Genomic DNA, 17,706 nt, shown 5'->3' on the forward strand with positions numbered 1-17,706 from the left:
GAGTCCACTATGAAACTTCGTTATATCCTCGCTATGACGGCTGCCCTGTCAATTTCAGCCACTGCCTTTGCCGACGACGGTGAAGCGCTGTTCAAGAAAAGCGGCTGCGCTGGCTGCCACAAAGTAGACGGCAAAGCCGTGGGTCCGTCTTTCAAAGATATCGCCGCAAAATATAAAGACGACAAGGGCGCTCAAGCCGCACTGGAACTGAAAGTGCGTAATGGCGGCAAAGGTTCGTTTGGCGCGATGTCTATGCCGGCAACCGGCAAATCTGTCAGCGATGACAGCATCAAAACGATCGTGAGCTGGATTTTGAGCCAAAAGTAAGACGGACTCACCCCCATAAAAAGCCGGCGCGAGTCGGCTTTTTTATGGGCTCAAACATCTGCAGCAACACTTTCTTATCGCGACTTTAAAAACCTGCTCCTCGCCGCAATAGCTTGGCCGAACTGTTATAATCCGTGCCAATTTTTTTCGCACGCCTCCATGAATATCCTTTACGAAGAAGACGGCAGTTTCAAGGTCGGCAGCATCATGACCGACAACACCAGTTCACTGCAGATCGAAAGCCTGTCCGGCAAGCGCAGCAAGATCAAGGCGGCCAATGTGATGTTGCAATTTACCCAGCCTGAGATGAGCCATTTTATCCCTCAGGCTGAAACGCTCGCAGCTGACATCGAGGTGGAATTTCTCTGGGAGTGCTGCCCTGCTGAGGAATTCGGCTTCGAAGACATTGCCACCGAGTATTTCGGTCATAAACCGAGCTCACTGGAAGCGGCAGCCACACTGATCCGCCTGCACAGCGCGCCGATCTATTTTCACAAGAAAGGCCGTGGCCGCTATCGCGCAGCCCCGCCCGACGTGCTGAAAGCGGCGCTGGCAGGTGCCGAGAAAAAACGCCAGGCGCAGGCCCTGCAGGCGCGCATGACGGAACAACTGATCCGCTTTGAGTTGCCCGCCGAGTTTAGAGATCATCTCAATCAGATGCTCTACAACCCCGACCGCAACACGCTGGAAGTCAAGGCGCTGGAAGCGGCCTGTGCCGCGACGCATATCAGCGCCCCTCACCTCTTGCATCGCTGCGGCGCGCTGCCCTCCACACAGGACTACCACTTCCAGAAATTTTTGTTCGAAAATTTCCCGAAGGGCACCGGCTTTCCTGCCATTGAACTCTCGACATGGGACGAATTGCCGATGGGAGCAATCAATGCATTCAGCATCGATGACGCGACCACCACCGAAATTGACGATGCGTTCTCGGTGGAAAAACTGCCCAACGGTAACTGGCGCATCGGCGTGCATATCGCCGCCCCGGCCCTTGGCATGCCGCGCGACTCGGACGGCGACAAACTGGCCGCCTCCCGACTCTCCACGGTGTATATGCCCGGTTCGAAAATCACCATGCTGCCCGACAGCGTGGTGGAGGCCTTTACGCTGAGCGCCGATCGCGTCTGTCCTGCGCTATCGATGTACATCGAAGTCGATGCCGAAACGCTAGATATCCTCAGTTATGAAAGCCGCGTCGAACGCGTGCATATCGCCGCCAACCTGCGTCACGACACGCTCGAACCGCTGTTCAACGAGACCACGCTGGCAGAGGGCCGCCTCGACTACCCCTATGCGGCCGAACTGGCGCTGCTCTGGGAACTTGTGCAAAAAATGGAAATCGGCCGCGGCAAAGCGGACAACAACACCCAGCTGGACTACAACTTCCACATTGAGAATGATCATGTCACCATCTCCAACCGCCGTCGCGGCTCACCCATCGACAAGGTGGTCTCGGAGTTGATGATTCTGGTCAACTGTGAATGGGGAAAACATCTGGCCGAACACGGCTTCCCCGGCATTTACCGCACCCAGCAGGGCGGCAAAGTCAGGATGAGCACGGTGGCAGCGCCCCATCAGGGTTTAGGCGTTGCACAATACATGTGGTCGAGCTCTCCCCTGCGCCGCTATGTCGATATGGTAAATCAGCGTCAGATCATCGCCATGCTGCGCGACGATCCCGCGCCGTATCCAAAGAACGACACCGGCCTGTATGCCATCCTGCGCGACTTCGATACCACCTATTCGACCTATAACGAATTCCAGTGCAACATGGAACGCTACTGGTGTCTGCGCTGGTTGCAACAGGAAAATATCGAACTGATAGAGGCGACCGTCATCAAGGAAAATCTGGTCAGAATGAGCGACATTCCGCTGGTATTCCGCGCCCCTTCCCTGCCTGAACAACTGCCGTCTAAAACCCGCGTACAACTGGCGGTCACAGGGATTGATCTGCTCGATCTGTCGATACTGACCCGCTATGTGGCAACGCTCGCAACCGGCGATGGCATCCAGACTGAAGAGGACGCCGACCTCAGCGAAGCTGAATCGGCCGCACCTGAAGCGGCCGTTGCCGACATTGCGACACCTCCCGCCGGGGAGACCGCTTGCTAGACAAGCTTAAATCAGGCATTTCGCTGGCGATGATGTTTTCCATCGCCGTACACGCGTTTGCCTTATTTGGCGTTGCGCTGGTACTGCCTGAACCTAACAAGGCATCCGATATCATGCAGCCGCTGCATGTCGTGCTGGTCAACAGCAAGTCGCAATCCAAACCGCTGCAGGCCGACGCATTGGCTCAGGCTAATCTGGATGGCGGCGGCAATACCACGGAGGACAGACAGGCTAAAAGTATGCTGCCCAATATCGGCGAGGACAGTCAGATTGCTCCCGAGCAAACCAGCAAAAGCGTGGCGCATCTGGAAGAAGAATCCCGCCGCATGCTGACGCAGATGAAGAGCAGCTACAAAATGGCGCCACAGCAAAAGCCGTCCGACACGGCTCCCGGCAGCAGCGCCGACGATATGGTGCAACGCAGCATGGAAATTGCGAGGCTAGAAGCACAGATCAATAAAAACAACGACTATTACCAGAAATTGCCGCGCCGTAAATTCATCGGCGCACGCACCCAGGAATACCGCTTCGCACAATATATCGAAGACTGGCGCGTCAAAGTCGAGCGCATCGGCAACCTGAACTATCCGGAACAGGCAAGACGCGAACAGGTCTACGGAAAACTGCAGCTGAGCGTTTCAATCAGGGCGGATGGCAGCATCGAAAACATTGAGGTGAGCCGCACTTCCGGCCACCGCATCCTCGATGCCGCCGCGATGCGCATCGTCAAACTCGCAGGCCCCTATGCCCCGCTACCGCCCGACATCACCCGCGATGTCGATATCCTGACCATCACCCGAACTTGGTCATTTACCCCGTCAGACAAGCTGGAAAGCGAATAAACACCTTGTCTGATTGATGACAGTTGGTTAAAGTGCGCCCCATGTCCCATTCCCTGTTCGCCCGATTCCTGCTGATTTTCGCCCTGCTGTTCGCGCAGACGGGCGGTTTGACGCATGGCATTTCGCACGCCATGGCGGATCAGGCTCAGGATCAGTCGCTGCCGCATAACTGCGACCTGTGTGCCGCTTACGCGCAATTGGGTCACGGCATCGGCAGCAGTGCGGTCCACCTTGAACTCACTGTAAACCACGACACCCCGCATTGCGCAATCGCCGCGCCTGCGATTTCCAGCCTCTTCGTCGCCTTCTCGGCGCGCGCCCCGCCCTACTCCGCCTAAATAGATAAATCTTCCTGCCAAAGATGGCGGGATTTATTCCATTCAGGAGTCAGAAATGTTCAATAAAACTTATTTGAGCGTGGCAATTGCCGCGCTGTTATGCCATCCGCTCGCCTCACAGGCCGCCTCAGACGCCGATTTACAATCGATACGCGAGCAGATTAACCAGTTAAAACAAAGCTATGAGCAGCGCATAACGCAACTTGAGCAGCGTTTACAACAGGCGGAAGCTACCAGTCGTCAGGCTGAAACGACACAGACCACCGCACAACAAGCTAGCATTACCCCGGCGCAACCGGCCAGCGAAGGCGCGTTCAATCCGGCCGTCTCACTCATCCTCGGCGGCAGCTACGGCTCATTGCAACGCGATCCGGCTATCTCTGCCACCGGTTTTGCGATGAGTGCGAATCCCGGCCACACTCAGGGCTTTAATCTGGGCGAATCGGAGCTCGGCATCTCGGCCAGCATAGATCCTGACTATCGGGGCGTCGCAACGCTGGCGCTCGCACCCGCCGGTGGCGTGACGGTGGAAAATGCCTTCGTGCAGACGCAAGCGTTGGGACACGGCCTCAATCTGAAACTGGGCCGCTATTTTTCAGGTCTGGGTTATCTGAATGAAGTCCACGCCCATGCCTGGGATTTCGTCGATCAACCACTGGTGTATGCCTCCCTGTGGAACAATCAACTAGGCGAAGACGGCGTGCAACTGAAGTGGCTAGCCCCCACCGACACCTTCATCGAACTGGGCGGCGAGTTAGGACGCGGGCGCGGATTCCCGGGCTCTGATCGCGCCAAAAACGGGACGGGCTCGGGCGTGTTGTTCGCCCATATCGGTGATGACATCGGCATCGAACAGAGTTGGCGTGTGGGCGCATCGCTGCATACCACGCGTGCAGAAAATCGCACCAGCGACGGCGTGCCTGATTTGCCCGGTACGGTCGGCGGCGTGAGCAATCGTTTTTCCGGTGACAGCCGTACTGCCGGCCTCGACTTCGTGTGGAAATACGCTCCCAACGGCAACACGGCCAATCGCTCTGTCAAAGTGCAGGGTGAATATTTTCAGCGCAAGGAGTCCGGTGTTCTGACTTATGACACCGCACTGGCGAACGTAACAGACGCTTTCAACGTGACGCAAAGCGGCTGGTATCTGCAAAGCGTGGTTCAGTTCATGCCGCACTGGCGTACCGGCTTGCGCTACGATCAACTCGATCCGGGCACCGCTGCTGTCGGCGCATCGAATGCCGGCAATGTCATTAGCAATTATGCCTTTATGCCGTCGCGTGCGACGTGGATGCTCGATTACAGCCCCAGCGAGTTTTCCCGTCTGCGCCTGCAACTGGCACGCGACAACACGCGGCAAGGCTTGCCCGACAATCAGCTCTTCCTGCAGTACATCATGAGCCTGGGCGCACACGGCGCACACCAATACTAATAAGTGGTAAGTGGTAAGTGGTAAGTACTGAATTATCCATAAGGAATCGTCATGAAAAAAATTCTACTCTGTCTCGCGCTAGTTTTATTGAGCACCTCCGCTCATGCGGCACTCAACGTGTTCGCCTGTGAACCTGAATGGGCGGCGCTCACGCAACTGCTCGCAGGCGACAAAGCCAGCATCTATACCGCCACCGGCGCCTTGCAGGATCCGCACCGCGTGGAAGCGCGTCCCAGCCTGATCGCCCGTGCACGCCGCACAAATCTGCTGGTGTGCACCGGCGCTGAACTGGAAATGGCCTGGCTGCCGGTGATCCTGCGTGAATCGGGCAACAGCAGCATCGCGCCGGGCACGCCCGGCAATTTTGAAGCGGCCCGCTTTGTACGGATGCTGGAAATTCCGACGCATCTCGATCGCTCGGAGGGCGATGTCCATGCGGCGGGCAATCCGCACATTCAGACTGACCCGCGCAATTTTTTGGCCGTTGCTGATGCGCTGACAAAGCGCCTGATTCAGCTCGACTCCGCCAACACGGTTTATTACCAGCAGCAACTCGCGACCTTTAACTTGCAATGGCGTGCCGCGATCGCGCGTTGGGAAAAGCAGGCAGCCCCCCTCAACGGCGTCGCCATTCTCGCCCAGCACAGGGGCTTTCCGTATCTGAACAGCTGGCTGGGACTCAAACAAGTGGCCGAACTCGAACCTAAACCCGGCATGGAGCCCAGCGCCGCCTATCTGGGTCAGGTGCTGAACGAGTTGCAAAGACATCCGGCGAAAATGGTGCTGCGTGCCGCCTATCAGGAGGGTCGCCCGTCCGACTGGATTGCTGAGCGCGCACACATCAGGGCCGTCTCCTTGCCTTACACGGTCGGTGGCAGTGACAAGGCAACCGATCTTTATACACTGTTCGACGACACGATTGCGCGATTGCTGGCGGGACTCAAATGAATTCCATCGAACTCGACATCCTGATTCCTGCCTTCATCGCAGGCTTGCTGGTGCTGTCCACTCATATACCGCTCGGCATGAAAGTGATGGCGCGCGGCGTGATCTTCGCCGATCTGGCGGTAGCGCAAATCGCAGGGCTGGGGATCGTGCTAGCCTCGATGCTGAATCTCACCGAACACCCGCTACTGGTGCAACTCATCGCAGCAATCAGCGCTTTGTGCGGTGCGGCCTTGCTGACCTTCATCGAACATCGCCTGCCAGATGTCAAAGAAGCCTGCATCGGCCTGACCTTCGTACTGGCCGCGTCCGGCGGCATCCTCTTGATGAGCCACGACGTGCATGCAGGCGAACACCTGAAAGATCTGTTAGTCGGCCAAATCCTCTGGGTGAATCCGGCACAACTGGTCGCCACCGCCCTGTTAAGTGCTGCGTTACTGGCCGTATGGCGCTGGCAGCAGCTCGGCCATCTGGGCTTTTACGCCCTGTTCGCGCTGGCCGTCACCGCCTCGGTGCAACTGGTCGGCGTGTATCTGGTATTCGCCAGCCTGATCGTCCCCGCCTTGGCCACCTATCGCATCGAACGGCACCGCGTCCTCTACGCTGCCCTCATCGGCGTCACGGGCTATGCGGCAGGCCTGCTACTTTCGGCTCTGTTTGACCTACCCGGCGGGCCGGCGATCGTCTGGGCAATGGCTCTGGTCGGCGGTGTGGTAGCGATACGCTTTAACAGATGCTATACGGCATGATTCATCGTCTGCGCGTCAGTTACAATGCACACTTTAAGTTTTATCACTTTTAACCTGAACATCCCTCGAACTATGACTGACCGCTACGCCGTACTCGGCAACCCCATCTCGCACAGCAAATCGCCCATGATCCATTCCCTGTTCGCAAAACAGACGGGGCAGGACCTTTGTTATGAAGCGATCGAGGCACCGCTGGATGGTTTTGCTGCGACCATAGAACGCCTGCGCCACGGGGGTTACCAGGGCTGCAACGTAACGGTGCCATTCAAGTTCGAGGCCTACCACTGCGCGACTGAACTCTCAGCCCGCGCAAAGGCGGCACAGGCTGTGAATACTTTGAGTTTTGAGGGCGACAAAATCATCGGCGACAACACCGACGGCGCGGGACTGGTACGCGACATCGAGCAGAACATCGGCATTTCGCTTGCCGAAAAAAATATCCTGCTGATGGGTGCCGGGGGCGCTTCCTATGGGGTGGTATTGCCCCTGCTCACGGCAGGCGCAAAACTGACCATCGCCAACCGCACGGCTAGCAAGGCGGTCGAACTGGCGGCACAGTTTTCAGCGGTCACCGGCGGCGGTTATGAGAATCTGGCGGAATTGCAATTCGACGTTATTATCAACGCGACCTCCGCCGGGCTGACTGACAGTGAAGTGCCCTTACCCGAGGGAATCTTCGCCGAAGGCGCACTGGCCTACGACATGATGTACGGACGCGAGACGCCTTTCATAAAATTCGCGCGTGAACAAGGTGCGCAGGTTGCAGATGGCTTAGGCATGCTGGTGGAACAGGCCGCCGAAGCGTTCTTTATCTGGCGCGGCGTACGCCCAGACACCCTGCCCGTTATCACTGCACTGCGAGGATAAATCTTGAAAACACTCTGGGGTTGGCTGTGGCGCGGCGTGGCGATCCTTTTCGTCTTGCTGCTTTTATATCAGCTGTGGATCTTTGCGCATGTCTGCTGGTGGATCAAATTCAATCCGTCGACCAGCGCCTTCATGGAAGACCGGTTGGCGATCATGCAGGACAACAACCCGGATGCCGAACTGCAGCACCAATGGGTGCCTTATGCAAAGATTTCTAACAACCTTAAACGCGCGCTGATCGCGTCCGAAGACGCCAAATTCGTCGATCACGAAGGGTTCGACTGGGACGGCATACAGAAAGCCTATGAAAAGAATCTGAAGAAAGGCAAGATCGTCGCGGGGGGGTCTACCATCAGCCAGCAACTGGCAAAAAATCTATTCCTGTCGGGCAGCCGTTCGCCATTTCGCAAGATCGAGGAAGCAGCGATCACCCTGATGATGGAGAAGATGATGGACAAGGAGCGCATTTTCGAAATTTATCTGAACGTGATCGAATGGGGCGATGGCGTGTTCGGCGCTGAAGCCGCGGCACGCCACTACTACCATGTCAGCGCAGCCCAATTATCTGCCGCTCAGGCGGCCAAGATGGCCGCGATGGTGCCCAATCCGCGCTATTACGACAAACACCGCGATGCACGAGGTCTGCAGAAGAAGACCGGAATTATTTTGAATCGCATGAACTCATCTGACATCCCGTAACGCAATGCGCCGAAAACTTCACTGCCGGTATTTTTAGCAGTGCAGTTCAGGCGAATCAAAAACCAGCCCAATCAGGAGACACATCGGGTGAGCGGATGGCCGGCATGCTTCAATTCATTTGCAGATTCCGCCAAGGACGCGGCTGTCATTTTAGCGTCTGTCGCAGCCTGCGTATTGCTGTCAACCACGTCTTTTACAGCCGACAAATTTTTAGCCACACTGATGCTTGCCGAGGATTGCGCTCTTGATGCCGTTGAGATTTGGGTAATACGCTCAGACACATTGACCGATGCCTTCATAATCTCCTGCATCCCATCCCCATTTTTCTGGATCAAACCAATGCCATTCGCCACTTCACTGACTGCGCATTCCATCGATTGAACAGCCGAATTTGAAGTCGTACTAATTTCACGAATTGTGAGTGCAATATCTTTGGTACTGTTTGCCGTTCTTTCTGCCAGCTTGCGCACCTCATCGGCCACCACGGCAAAACCACGCCCCTGCTCACCCGCCCGTGCTGCTTCAATTGCCGCATTCAATGCAAGCAGGTTGGTCTGTTCTGCAATTTCTTGAATTGCATTGGAAATTGCACCAATTTTTTGTATCGACAAACCTAATTCGGCCATCGTGTGGCTCGACGACTGCACTGTTTCGGCAACCCTGCTGATTGCCGTAATGCTTTTTTCCATATTGTGATTATTCTCATCCACAATATTTTTCATCGAATTAGCGTCCTCTATCGAATCTGCGGCCAAGGCAGCCACTTCAGCAACAGACTGACTATATTCATCCATCGTCGATGCAATCGCTTGAATTTGCTCCTGAGCAACAAATGCACTGCTGGCCACACCCGACACCTGCGTATCCAATGCACCCGAGTAGGAATTGATATGCCTTGCCGAGGCCACAATCTCATCTACCAGCATTCTCAGATAGGTTTGCATGGTGGTGACTTCCCGGCACATATCGCCGACCTCATCCCCTACACCGATCTCAATTTCGTTATCAAAATTTCCTTGCAACACATTGCGGATCTCATGTTTGGCGGCTTCCAGCGGATTATGTACATACCTCAGCACACAAAAACCGATGAAGAAATATAAAAACACATGTAAAAATACCTGCCCGGCGAGCAATTGCAACTCGGTCGCAGGATCGGTATGCAACTGTACCGAGATAAAAAACTGCCCTATCCCAAGCACAACCAGCAAAGCACTCTGAATGACCAGCTGCAATTTCGACTTCAAAGACCAGTTTGAAAATTTGAAACGTTCATTCGAAGAGCCGAACCCCGCACCCGTTTCTGCGTGACGCCGATAGAGTGCTTCGGCTTGCACGATCTGCTCACGCGTTGGCTTTCTGCGCATAGAGACGTACCCGCTGGTGCGCCCCTGCTCGATAATCGGCACAACCGTTGCACGAACCCAATAGAAGCTACCGTTTTTACAGCGATTTTTAACCATTCCGCGCCAGGGACGTCCGGCATGCAACGTATCCCATAGCCATTTAAAGGCCGCCGCCGGCATATCGGCATGGCGAACGATGTTATGATTTTTCCCGACCAGTTCCTCTCTCGAGTATCCTGAAATCGCCACGAACTCATCGTTAGCGTAGGTAATAATGCCTCGCGTGTCTGTTTTCGATATCAGAACAACGCCATCCGGAAACGGCACTTCATTTTGTGCACTATACGAATTTTTATTTTCCATAATATTCTTATTAATATTTAAATTAATCAGCAATTTGCTTCGCTTCAGGCCTTCACGCTGCTACTACAACTTAGCGACAAACCCTGAATTACAGACACGCCACATGCAAAAAAAATCATTTATTAACCTTTAAATCAGAAGGTTATCAGCAAACATGCGTCAGAATATACAGGAAAAATCAGCGTGCTACAACACTCGAAACAGGGTCTATTCCAGCACTGCCAGTCGCGAATTAAAATCAAGTGTGTGCACCAAGAGCGGTGTGGAGCTGCCAGACAGGCTATGAGCCCGTGCTTTTTATTCGAGGCGGATACAACGAGTTTCTCGCCGGGTCATCCGGTTCGGGTTGCTACAAGGCGCAAACGACTTGCCGTTTCGTACCGCGCTGACAGGGCACTCACAGTTCCCTGCGGGAAGCCTCTCAGCGAACTGCGTGTGTAGATTAGCGGCACAGGGACATGAAATCTGCTTCCGTCTGCGCAAACGGGTTCCTAACAGAAAAAAACCGGCCTCAGATTCAGGCCGGTCCATGCAGTACGCCGCCCAAGAAACAAACTACGCGAGCGTTTTTTCACCAGAAAACAGTTGCGGCACGGTTTCACGTTCGCGCACCAGATGCACCGCAGTACCATCCACCATCACCTCAGCGGCGCGAGGGCGCGTATTGTAGTTGGAGCTCATACTCATGCCATAAGCGCCGGCCGACATCACCGCGAGCAACGAGTGCGGCGCAATCGCCAACTCACGCGCATGCCCGATGAAATCGCCCGTCTCGCAGATGGGGCCGACAACTTCATAGCTTTGCACCGCATGGGCCTCGCGCACCACCGGCAAAATACCGTGATACGCATCGTATAAAGCGGGGCGCATCAGATCGTTCATCGCCGCATCCACGATGGCAAAATTTTTCTCTTCACCCGGCTTAATGTATTCCACGCGGGTGAGCAACACGCCGGCATTACCCACCAGCACGCGCCCCGGCTCCAGGATCAGTTTTTGCGTGCGCCCCTGTAATGCGCCCAATAAGGCCGCGATATATTCACCTATCGCAGGCGGCGTCTCATCGTCATAGCAAATTCCCAAACCGCCGCCCAGATCGAGGTGTTCGAGTGCAATACCTTCCGATGCCAGTTCATCGACCAGCAGCAGTATCTTTTCGATGGCGGCGATAAACGGACTGGTTTCGGTCAACTGAGAGCCGATGTGGCAATCCATGCCGGTGATACGCAAGTTCTTTAATCCGCTCGCCTTACGATATAAGGCAACCGCCTCGGTATAAGCCACGCCGAACTTGTTTTGTTTGAGGCCGGTCGAGATATAAGGGTGGGTTTTAGCGTCCACATCGGGATTCACGCGCAGGCTGATCGCCGCGATTTTACCCATGCTGCCCGCGACCTCATTCAAACGGTCGAGCTCTGCGGCCGATTCCACGTTGAAACACAAGATACCCGCGTCCAGCGCCAGACGCATTTCAGCACGCGTTTTCCCGACACCGGAAAAAACCACCTTACGCGCATCGCCCCCTGCTGCCAGCACGCGCTGCAATTCGCCGCCTGAGACGATATCGAATCCCGCACCCAGACGCGCAAATACATTCAGGATGGCCAGATTCGCGTTCGCCTTCACCGCATAACAAATCAGGTGTTCGCGACCTTGCAGGGCATCTGAAAACTCACGAAAACCTTCGGTTAACGCGGCGCGCGAATACACATAACAAGGCGTTTCATGGACAGCTGCGATATCGCTCAGCGAGACATCTTCCGCATGCAGTTGATTATTAATGTAATTAAATTGATTGCTCATAGTCATTTGGCAGGTTGTGTGGCAGGAATGGCGGCCTTTTGGGCATCAGACGCCGGCATAATCAACGGCCCTTTTCGTCCGCAACCTTGCAGCGACAGGCTGATAGCCAGCATAATGACAAGACGAATAAAAAGCCGCATGTTTACTTCCCTAAATTTTCAAGTGCGCAATTATAAAGGTTTCTAAGAAAATGATGAGCGAATCCGAATTCAACCAACTGGCCGATGCTGCGCTAATCAAAATCGAGACGGCCTGTGACGCGTGCGGCGTGGACTGCAACCGCAGCGGCAACCTGCTGGAACTCGAGTTCGACAACGGCGCGAAGATCATTATCAACCGGCACGACATCAACAAAGAAATCTGGGTCGCGGCGAAATCCGGCGGGTTTCACTATGCCTACTGCGATGGCGCGTGGAAAAGCCAGCGGGACGACAGCGAACTGTACGCCCGCTTGCGCGAGTTGTTCGCAGCACAAGGTGAAACCGTCATCCTGTAGCCACGCCAAAGATTACAGGTGGCAGGCCTTAAGTTCAGCACGCAGCACAAGGTAGTCAGGGCACGCACTCGCCACCACGCGCCAAAAGGCGGCCGAATGGTTCATCTCGCGCAAGTGCGCCAGTTCATGCACCACCACATAATCGATCAGGTATTGCGGCAGCTTGATCAGTTGCAGGTTCAGCCTAACCACGCCGCGTGAAGTGCAACTGCCCCAGCGGGTTTTCGCGCTCGACAGTTTAATTGACGCAGGCGCGACGTTCAGCCGGGCAGCAAAATGCGCGACCCGGTCGGCAAACAACATCGTCGCCTGACGGCGGTACCAGAGCGTCACCAGCTTTTCAACCCGCGCCTCATTGCCATACACCAACAGTTCAGCGCCACACTGATGCACCGGCACCGCCGACACAACAACGCGCAAGGTCAGCAATTCACCTAAATAGGGCACTGTTTCGCCGTCACGCCATTGTTGTTCCGGCAGTTTTCGCGCCTGCAAACCGTCCAGTTTTTCAACCAGCCAATCCGCCCTGTCCCGCAGCACTTCGTTGAGCCAACGCTCAGAGGTTTGGTGTGGCATGCTGACCGTCAGTCCTTGACCGTCGATACGCAAACCGATACTGCGGCGTCTTGCACTGCGCTTTAAGGTATAGGAAACAGGTTTTCCGGCCAGCAGCACCACGCGCTGTTCAACGGCTACGGGTTTGGCGGGTGCTATCAAGTTGCGCAGGCGCTTGAACATCAGTGATCCAGCGTGTTGATCTCGTTCTCTATCCAAGCTTCCGTGCGGGCGTTAATCTCGTCGGCTTTAAGCCCTGTTGTGGCAATCGGCTGCCCGATGCTCATCGTGATGAGACCTGGTGTTTTTATAAATGCGGCGCGCGCCCACAAACGACCGGCATTATGCGCGACCGGCACAACCGGCACGCCGGCTGAGGCCGCCAGCAGCGCACCCCCCACCTTGTATTTGCCGCGCTGACCATAGGGAATCCGCGTGCCTTCCGGAAAGATCACCACAAAAAATCCCTGCGCCAGCCGCGCCTTACCCTGTTTGAGCAACTGTTTCACAGCCCCCTTGCCATCGCTGCGGTTGATCGCAATCGGGCTGGTCATCGCCAGCCCCCAGCCGAAAAAGGGAATCCACAACAACTCGCGCTTCAATACCCACGCCTGCGGCGGAAAAATCGCCTGCAAGGCCAGCGTCTCCCAGGCCGACTGGTGTTTGCACAGCACGATACACGGCTGCTGCGGGATATGCTCGATGCCGAGTACCCGATGACGTATGCCGCACACGACCCGCACCAGCCAGATCATGGTTTTGGCATAACTGGAAATCAGCCGGTAGCGCGTCAGCGGTGAAAACGGGAAGGTGAAAATCGCCAATACCGAAAAAACCGGCGTGAGCAGCAGTTGCAACAGCATGAAAACAAATGAGCGTATGAACAGCATATCAATCCAAAGGAACAGGCCTGAGCAACTCAGCCACCACGGAGGCCAGATCGGCAAACACGGGCGTTCCCTCCGGCAGGCCGCCTGCCGCCTGCGTCTTGCGGCCTTTACCGGTCAGCACCAAATACGGACGCGCGCCTAATTCGGCGGCGGGTTGCAAATCGCGCAGCGAATCACCGATTACCGGCACGCCGGTTAATTTGAGATTGTAACGTGCCGCGATTTCTTCGAGCATACCGGGATTTGGCTTGCGGCAATGGCAGCGACTGTCGGCCGTGTGCGGACAGAAAAACACCGCATCGATGCGCGCCCCCGCCATCGCACAGGCTTTATGCATCTTGTCGTGAATCGCATTGAGGGTGGGCATATCAAACAGCCCGCGGCCGATACCGGACTGATTGGTCGCGACCACCACGCGGTAATCCGCCTGATTGAGCCTTGCAATCGCCTCCAGACTACCCGGGATGGGCTGCCACTCCGCCGGACTCTTGATGAACTGGTCCGAATCGTGATTGATCACACCGTCGCGATCGAGAATGACGAGTTTCATATTTTATTAGTAAGTAGTGAGTGGTAAGTAGTAAATGGGAAGTCGTTGCATGGTTTTACTAACCCCTTCCCATTATCCTTAAGCGGCTAGTCTGGACAAATCCGCGACGCGGTTCATCGCCTGATGCAAACGGGCCAGTAAACTCAGGCGGTTGGCACGCAAGGCGGGATCGTCCGCGTTCACCATCACGCTGTCAAAAAACGCATCAACCGGCGCACGCAAAGCTGCCAGCGCCTGCAACGACGTTGTGTAGTCGCCAGCGGCAAACGCAGCATCGGCATCCGTCGCAATCGACTGCAGGGCCTGATACAACGCCAGTTCTGCGTCTTCCACCAGTCGTGCGCGATCGACTTCAACGCTCACCTCGCCTTCGACTTTTTTCAGGATATTGCCGACGCGCTTGTTGGCCGCAGCCAGCGCTGCCGATTCGGGCAAGGCGGCAAAAGCCCGCACCGCATCGAGCCGCATGGGGATTTCACTCAAGCGCTGCGGTCTGGGCGCTAACACGGCATCCACTTGATTCGCCGTATAGCCTTGCTCCCTCATCATGCCGCCAATGCGATCAAAGATAAAAGTCTCCACCTCAGCTTGCGCATCAGCCAACAATCCCTTCGAAAAACCGGCAAAGGCGCCCGCCACCAGATCGGTGAGGGTGAGCGGCAATTGTTTTTCGACCAGCATACGGATCACGCCCAGCGCATGACGGCGCAGCGCGAACGGATCGCGATCGCCGGTCGGAATCTGGCCGATACCGAACATGCCGACCAGTGTTTCGAGCTTATCGGCCAATGCGACACAAATACCGGTACTGTTGCGCGGCAACGTATCGCCTGCGAAACGCGGTTTGTAATGGTCTTCGATGGCAAACGCCACCTCATCCGTCAAGCCATCGTGCTGCGCGTAATAACGTCCCATGATGCCTTGCAGTTCGGGAAATTCGCCCACCATATCGGTGAGCAAATCGGCCTTCGCCAGCAGCGCGGCCTGATCGGCCTGCAACGCCTGCGCCTCTCCGCCCAACTGCATACCGATCGCGCGGGCAATCGCCTGCACGCGCTCGACGCGCTCGCCCTGAGTACCCAGTTTGTTGTGGTAGACGACGCGTGACAATCCCAGCACGCGTGCATCGAGCGGTTTTTTCCTGTCCTGGTCGAAGAAGAATTTAGCATCGGCCAGACGCGGGCGCACCACACGTTCATTGCCGCCGATCACTAAGCTGGCATCCTTTGGGCTGATATTGGATACGATCAAAAATTTATTGCTCAAACGACCCGACACCTCGAGCAGCGGAAAGTATTTCTGATTCGCCTTCATGGTCAGAATCAGGCATTCAGGCGGCACTTCAAGATAAGTTTCTTCAAAACGCCCCATCAAGACATTAGGTCGCTCGACCAGCGCCGTCACTTCATCGAGCAGATCATCGTCATGAATCGCCTGCAGCCCCTCTTTTGCGGCCATCTTAGCCAACTGCCTGACGATCTCGGCACGTCGCTGCGCAAAACTGGCAATCACCGCCCCCTCTGTTTCCAGTTGCCGCGCATAACTATCCGCGTCTTCCAAAACGATAGCATCGACCGACGCCTCGAAGCGATGCCCCTGAGTGACATTGCCGGCTGTCAAGCCCAGCACACTGACAGGCACAATTTTTCGCCCGTACAACGCAACCAGACTATGCGCCGGACGCACAAAATTGACCGTACTCCAACCATCGCCTGTCGGATCAGGATAGGTCATCACCCGCGCAATCGGCAATTTGGCGAGCGCGTCGTTCAAAGCGCGCTGCAGGCCGTCAACCAGCTTTACGCCGGGCACTAGGCTATCGAAATAAAGCGCTTCCGCCTTGCCATCCATTTCAGTTCTGAGACTGGAGACAACCGAGACATCCGCACCCAGACCGGCTAATTTTTTCAGCAGCGCAGGTGTCGCATTGCCCGCCGCATCAAGCCCTACCTTGACCGGCATCAATTTGAGCGAAACGGACTTATCGGCTGCCTGCGCAATCACACCTTCCACATGCACCGCCAAACGGCGCGGCGAGGCAAACGAAGTGATTTCAGTCCCGGGCAGCACCAGATTTTGTGCCACCAGACTGGCGGACAAGACTTGAGAGAAGCTCTCGCCGAGTTTTTTAAGCGACTTGGGCGGCAGTTCTTCAACAAACAGCTCAACCAGTAAATTTTTCGTACTCATGCTGCGGCTCCTTCTGCCTTACCCAGAACAGGCTGATTTTTCTCAATCTGCGCCAGCACCTCATCCGCCCAATTTTTTGGTGCCATCGGAAAGCCTAGACGCGCACGGCTTTCCAGATATGCCGCGGCAACGCTGCGCGCCAAATTGCGAATCCGCCCTATGTACGCTGCGCGTTCGGTGACTGAAATCGCGCCTCTGGCATCGAGCAAATTAAAACTGTGCGCCGCTTTTAGCACCTGCTCGTAGGCGGGCAGCGACAACGCATTTTCCATCAAATGTTTGGCCTGTTTTTCATGGCTGGCAAACGCACCCAGCAAAAACTCTACATCGCTGTGTTCAAAGTTGTACTTCGATTGCTCGACTTCGTTCTGGTGATACACGTCGCCGTACGTCACGCCCTCGGTCCAGATCAGGTCATATACGCTCTCCACCCCTTGCAGGTACATCGCCAGACGCTCCAGCCCGTAGGTAATTTCGCCGGTGATGGGACGGCAATCGATGCCGCCAACCTGTTGAAAATAGGTGAATTGGGTGACTTCCATGCCGTTGAGCCAGACTTCCCAGCCCAAACCCCACGCGCCCAGCGTCGGATTTTCCCAATCGTCCTCGACGAAGCGAATGTCGTTTTGCTTGAGATCGAAACCCAATGCTTCGAGCGAGCCCAAATACAACTCAAGAATATTGGCAGGCGCAGGTTTTAAAACAATCTGAAACTGATAGTAATGCTGCAAGCGATTCGGATTTTCGCCGTAACGGCCGTCTTTCGGGCGGCGCGAAGGCTGTACATAGGCAGCGCGCCAGGGCTCAGGGCCTAATGCACGCAGGAAAGTCGCGGTGTGCGAGGTGCCCGCACCGACTTCCATGTCATAAGGCTGCAACAGTGCACAACCCTGTTTGTCCCAGTAATTTTGTAGCGTGAGAATGATTTGCTGAAAAGTAAGCATAAACAAAAACCGATTGTTTTTCTAAAGGACGTATTTTACGGGTTTTAGCACGACTGCGTCAGCCCAGTTTTAACCACAGAGAAATTCTCCGGATTATTTTTCATCCGGCATGCGTAGCGGTTGATTAAAGCGGCATCATCGATGCGTGCAGTCCATCGCTGGACAAGGTGTTACAAATCAAGCACACCTCAAATCACTTCGCTTACAATTAGCCCATATCATGCGGGCACACAGCGGCACAATTATCAGGAGACAGAC

At 55.4% G+C, this 17,706-nt stretch carries 18 protein-coding genes; 10 read left to right on the forward strand and 8 right to left on the reverse strand.

Annotated features, from left to right (window positions below; translation table 11 throughout):
* The first annotated feature begins 9 nt into the window (after positions 1-9).
* From GALF_RS10405 to mtgA, 9 genes are all read left to right on the forward strand, one after another.
* Complete coding sequence (locus GALF_RS10405) at positions 10-327, forward strand: c-type cytochrome (protein WP_013294021.1); 318 nt, start codon at positions 10-12, stop codon at positions 325-327.
* A 159-nt stretch (positions 328-486) separates the two neighbouring features.
* A complete protein-coding gene (locus GALF_RS10410; RefSeq protein ID WP_013294022.1) occupies positions 487-2,439 on the forward strand; it encodes a ribonuclease catalytic domain-containing protein in 1,953 nt (650 codons plus the stop codon).
* The gene (locus tag GALF_RS10415) at positions 2,433-3,281 is read left to right on the forward strand and encodes an energy transducer TonB (protein ID WP_013294023.1); all 849 of its coding nucleotides are present in this window, start codon (positions 2,433-2,435) and stop codon (positions 3,279-3,281) included. The genes GALF_RS10410 and GALF_RS10415 overlap by 7 nt, the downstream gene beginning before the upstream one ends.
* Positions 3,282-3,322: 41 nt before the next feature.
* On the forward strand, positions 3,323-3,619 hold the full coding sequence (locus GALF_RS10420; RefSeq protein WP_013294024.1) for a hypothetical protein: 297 nt from the start codon (positions 3,323-3,325) through the stop codon (positions 3,617-3,619).
* A 55-nt stretch (positions 3,620-3,674) separates the two neighbouring features.
* Positions 3,675-5,051: a TonB-dependent receptor gene (locus GALF_RS10425; RefSeq protein WP_013294025.1), complete on the forward strand. Its 1,377-nt coding sequence runs from the start codon at positions 3,675-3,677 to the stop codon at positions 5,049-5,051.
* Between the two features lie 51 nt (positions 5,052-5,102).
* Complete coding sequence (locus GALF_RS10430) at positions 5,103-5,999, forward strand: metal ABC transporter substrate-binding protein (protein ID WP_013294026.1); 897 nt, start codon at positions 5,103-5,105, stop codon at positions 5,997-5,999.
* Entirely contained in the window at positions 5,996-6,745 is a 750-nt protein-coding gene (locus GALF_RS10435; protein ID WP_013294027.1) for a metal ABC transporter permease, read from the forward strand. Before GALF_RS10430 ends, GALF_RS10435 begins: the two co-directional genes overlap by 4 nt.
* Before the next feature lie 72 nt (positions 6,746-6,817).
* The gene (aroE, locus tag GALF_RS10440) at positions 6,818-7,612 is read left to right on the forward strand and encodes a shikimate dehydrogenase (protein ID WP_013294028.1); all 795 of its coding nucleotides are present in this window, start codon (positions 6,818-6,820) and stop codon (positions 7,610-7,612) included.
* A gap of 3 nt (positions 7,613-7,615) precedes the next feature.
* Positions 7,616-8,311: a monofunctional biosynthetic peptidoglycan transglycosylase gene (gene mtgA, locus GALF_RS10445; RefSeq protein WP_013294029.1), complete on the forward strand. Its 696-nt coding sequence runs from the start codon at positions 7,616-7,618 to the stop codon at positions 8,309-8,311.
* Between the two features lie 71 nt (positions 8,312-8,382).
* Here mtgA and GALF_RS10450 read toward each other — a convergent pair whose 3' ends face one another.
* The 3 genes from GALF_RS10450 to lptM form a co-directional block, all read right to left on the reverse strand.
* Positions 8,383-10,020, reverse strand: a complete 1,638-nt coding sequence (locus GALF_RS10450) for a methyl-accepting chemotaxis protein (protein ID WP_013294030.1) — start codon at positions 10,018-10,020, stop codon at positions 8,383-8,385.
* Between the two features lie 555 nt (positions 10,021-10,575).
* The gene (lysA, locus tag GALF_RS10455) at positions 10,576-11,829 is read right to left on the reverse strand and encodes a diaminopimelate decarboxylase (RefSeq protein WP_013294031.1); all 1,254 of its coding nucleotides are present in this window, start codon (positions 11,827-11,829) and stop codon (positions 10,576-10,578) included.
* Entirely contained in the window at positions 11,826-11,963 is a 138-nt protein-coding gene (lptM, locus tag GALF_RS15375) for an LPS translocon maturation chaperone LptM (RefSeq protein WP_013294032.1), read from the reverse strand. Before lptM ends, lysA begins: the two co-directional genes overlap by 4 nt.
* 50 nt (positions 11,964-12,013) lie before the next feature.
* On the opposite strand from lptM, the gene cyaY reads away from it, so the two are divergent.
* Complete coding sequence (cyaY, locus tag GALF_RS10460; RefSeq protein WP_013294033.1) at positions 12,014-12,319, forward strand: iron donor protein CyaY; 306 nt, start codon at positions 12,014-12,016, stop codon at positions 12,317-12,319.
* Positions 12,320-12,331: 12 nt separating this feature from the next.
* Here cyaY and GALF_RS10465 read toward each other — a convergent pair whose 3' ends face one another.
* The 5 genes from GALF_RS10465 to glyQ all read right to left on the reverse strand — a co-directional run bounded on the left by GALF_RS10465 (position 12,332) and on the right by glyQ (position 17,448).
* The gene (locus GALF_RS10465; RefSeq protein WP_013294034.1) at positions 12,332-13,057 is read right to left on the reverse strand and encodes a M48 family metallopeptidase; all 726 of its coding nucleotides are present in this window, start codon (positions 13,055-13,057) and stop codon (positions 12,332-12,334) included.
* Complete coding sequence (locus tag GALF_RS10470) at positions 13,057-13,764, reverse strand: lysophospholipid acyltransferase family protein (protein ID WP_013294035.1); 708 nt, start codon at positions 13,762-13,764, stop codon at positions 13,057-13,059. The genes GALF_RS10465 and GALF_RS10470 overlap by 1 nt, the downstream gene beginning before the upstream one ends.
* 1 nt (position 13,765) lies before the next feature.
* Positions 13,766-14,314, reverse strand: a complete 549-nt coding sequence (gene gmhB / locus GALF_RS10475; protein WP_013294036.1) for a D-glycero-beta-D-manno-heptose 1,7-bisphosphate 7-phosphatase — start codon at positions 14,312-14,314, stop codon at positions 13,766-13,768.
* Between the two features lie 78 nt (positions 14,315-14,392).
* Complete coding sequence (gene glyS, locus GALF_RS10480) at positions 14,393-16,504, reverse strand: glycine--tRNA ligase subunit beta (protein WP_013294037.1); 2,112 nt, start codon at positions 16,502-16,504, stop codon at positions 14,393-14,395.
* On the reverse strand, positions 16,501-17,448 hold the full coding sequence (gene glyQ, locus GALF_RS10485) for a glycine--tRNA ligase subunit alpha (protein WP_013294038.1): 948 nt from the start codon (positions 17,446-17,448) through the stop codon (positions 16,501-16,503). The genes glyS and glyQ overlap by 4 nt, the downstream gene beginning before the upstream one ends.
* Between the last annotated feature and the right edge of the window lie 258 nt (positions 17,449-17,706).

The sequence above is a fragment of the Gallionella capsiferriformans ES-2 genome, assembly GCF_000145255.1.
GTDB classification, from domain to species: Bacteria; Pseudomonadota; Gammaproteobacteria; order Burkholderiales; family Gallionellaceae; genus Gallionella; species Gallionella capsiferriformans.

Coding starts and splice junctions, on each gene's coding strand:
- GALF_RS10405 (WP_013294021.1), top strand. CDS start 10: ATGAAACTTCGTTATATCCTCGCTATGACGGCTGCCCTGTCAATTTCA.
- GALF_RS10410 (WP_013294022.1), top strand. CDS start 487: ATGAATATCCTTTACGAAGAAGACGGCAGTTTCAAGGTCGGCAGCATC.
- GALF_RS10420 (WP_013294024.1), top strand. CDS start 3,323: ATGTCCCATTCCCTGTTCGCCCGATTCCTGCTGATTTTCGCCCTGCTG.
- GALF_RS10425 (WP_013294025.1), top strand. CDS start 3,675: ATGTTCAATAAAACTTATTTGAGCGTGGCAATTGCCGCGCTGTTATGC.
- GALF_RS10430 (WP_013294026.1), top strand. CDS start 5,103: ATGAAAAAAATTCTACTCTGTCTCGCGCTAGTTTTATTGAGCACCTCC.
- GALF_RS10435 (WP_013294027.1), top strand. CDS start 5,996: ATGAATTCCATCGAACTCGACATCCTGATTCCTGCCTTCATCGCAGGC.
- aroE (WP_013294028.1), top strand. CDS start 6,818: ATGACTGACCGCTACGCCGTACTCGGCAACCCCATCTCGCACAGCAAA.
- GALF_RS10450 (WP_013294030.1), bottom strand. CDS start 10,020: ATGGAAAATAAAAATTCGTATAGTGCACAAAATGAAGTGCCGTTTCCG.
- lysA (WP_013294031.1), bottom strand. CDS start 11,829: ATGACTATGAGCAATCAATTTAATTACATTAATAATCAACTGCATGCG.
- lptM (WP_013294032.1), bottom strand. CDS start 11,963: ATGCGGCTTTTTATTCGTCTTGTCATTATGCTGGCTATCAGCCTGTCG.
- cyaY (WP_013294033.1), top strand. CDS start 12,014: ATGATGAGCGAATCCGAATTCAACCAACTGGCCGATGCTGCGCTAATC.
- GALF_RS10465 (WP_013294034.1), bottom strand. CDS start 13,057: ATGTTCAAGCGCCTGCGCAACTTGATAGCACCCGCCAAACCCGTAGCC.
- GALF_RS10470 (WP_013294035.1), bottom strand. CDS start 13,764: ATGCTGTTCATACGCTCATTTGTTTTCATGCTGTTGCAACTGCTGCTC.
- gmhB (WP_013294036.1), bottom strand. CDS start 14,314: ATGAAACTCGTCATTCTCGATCGCGACGGTGTGATCAATCACGATTCG.
- glyS (WP_013294037.1), bottom strand. CDS start 16,504: ATGAGTACGAAAAATTTACTGGTTGAGCTGTTTGTTGAAGAACTGCCG.
- glyQ (WP_013294038.1), bottom strand. CDS start 17,448: ATGCTTACTTTTCAGCAAATCATTCTCACGCTACAAAATTACTGGGAC.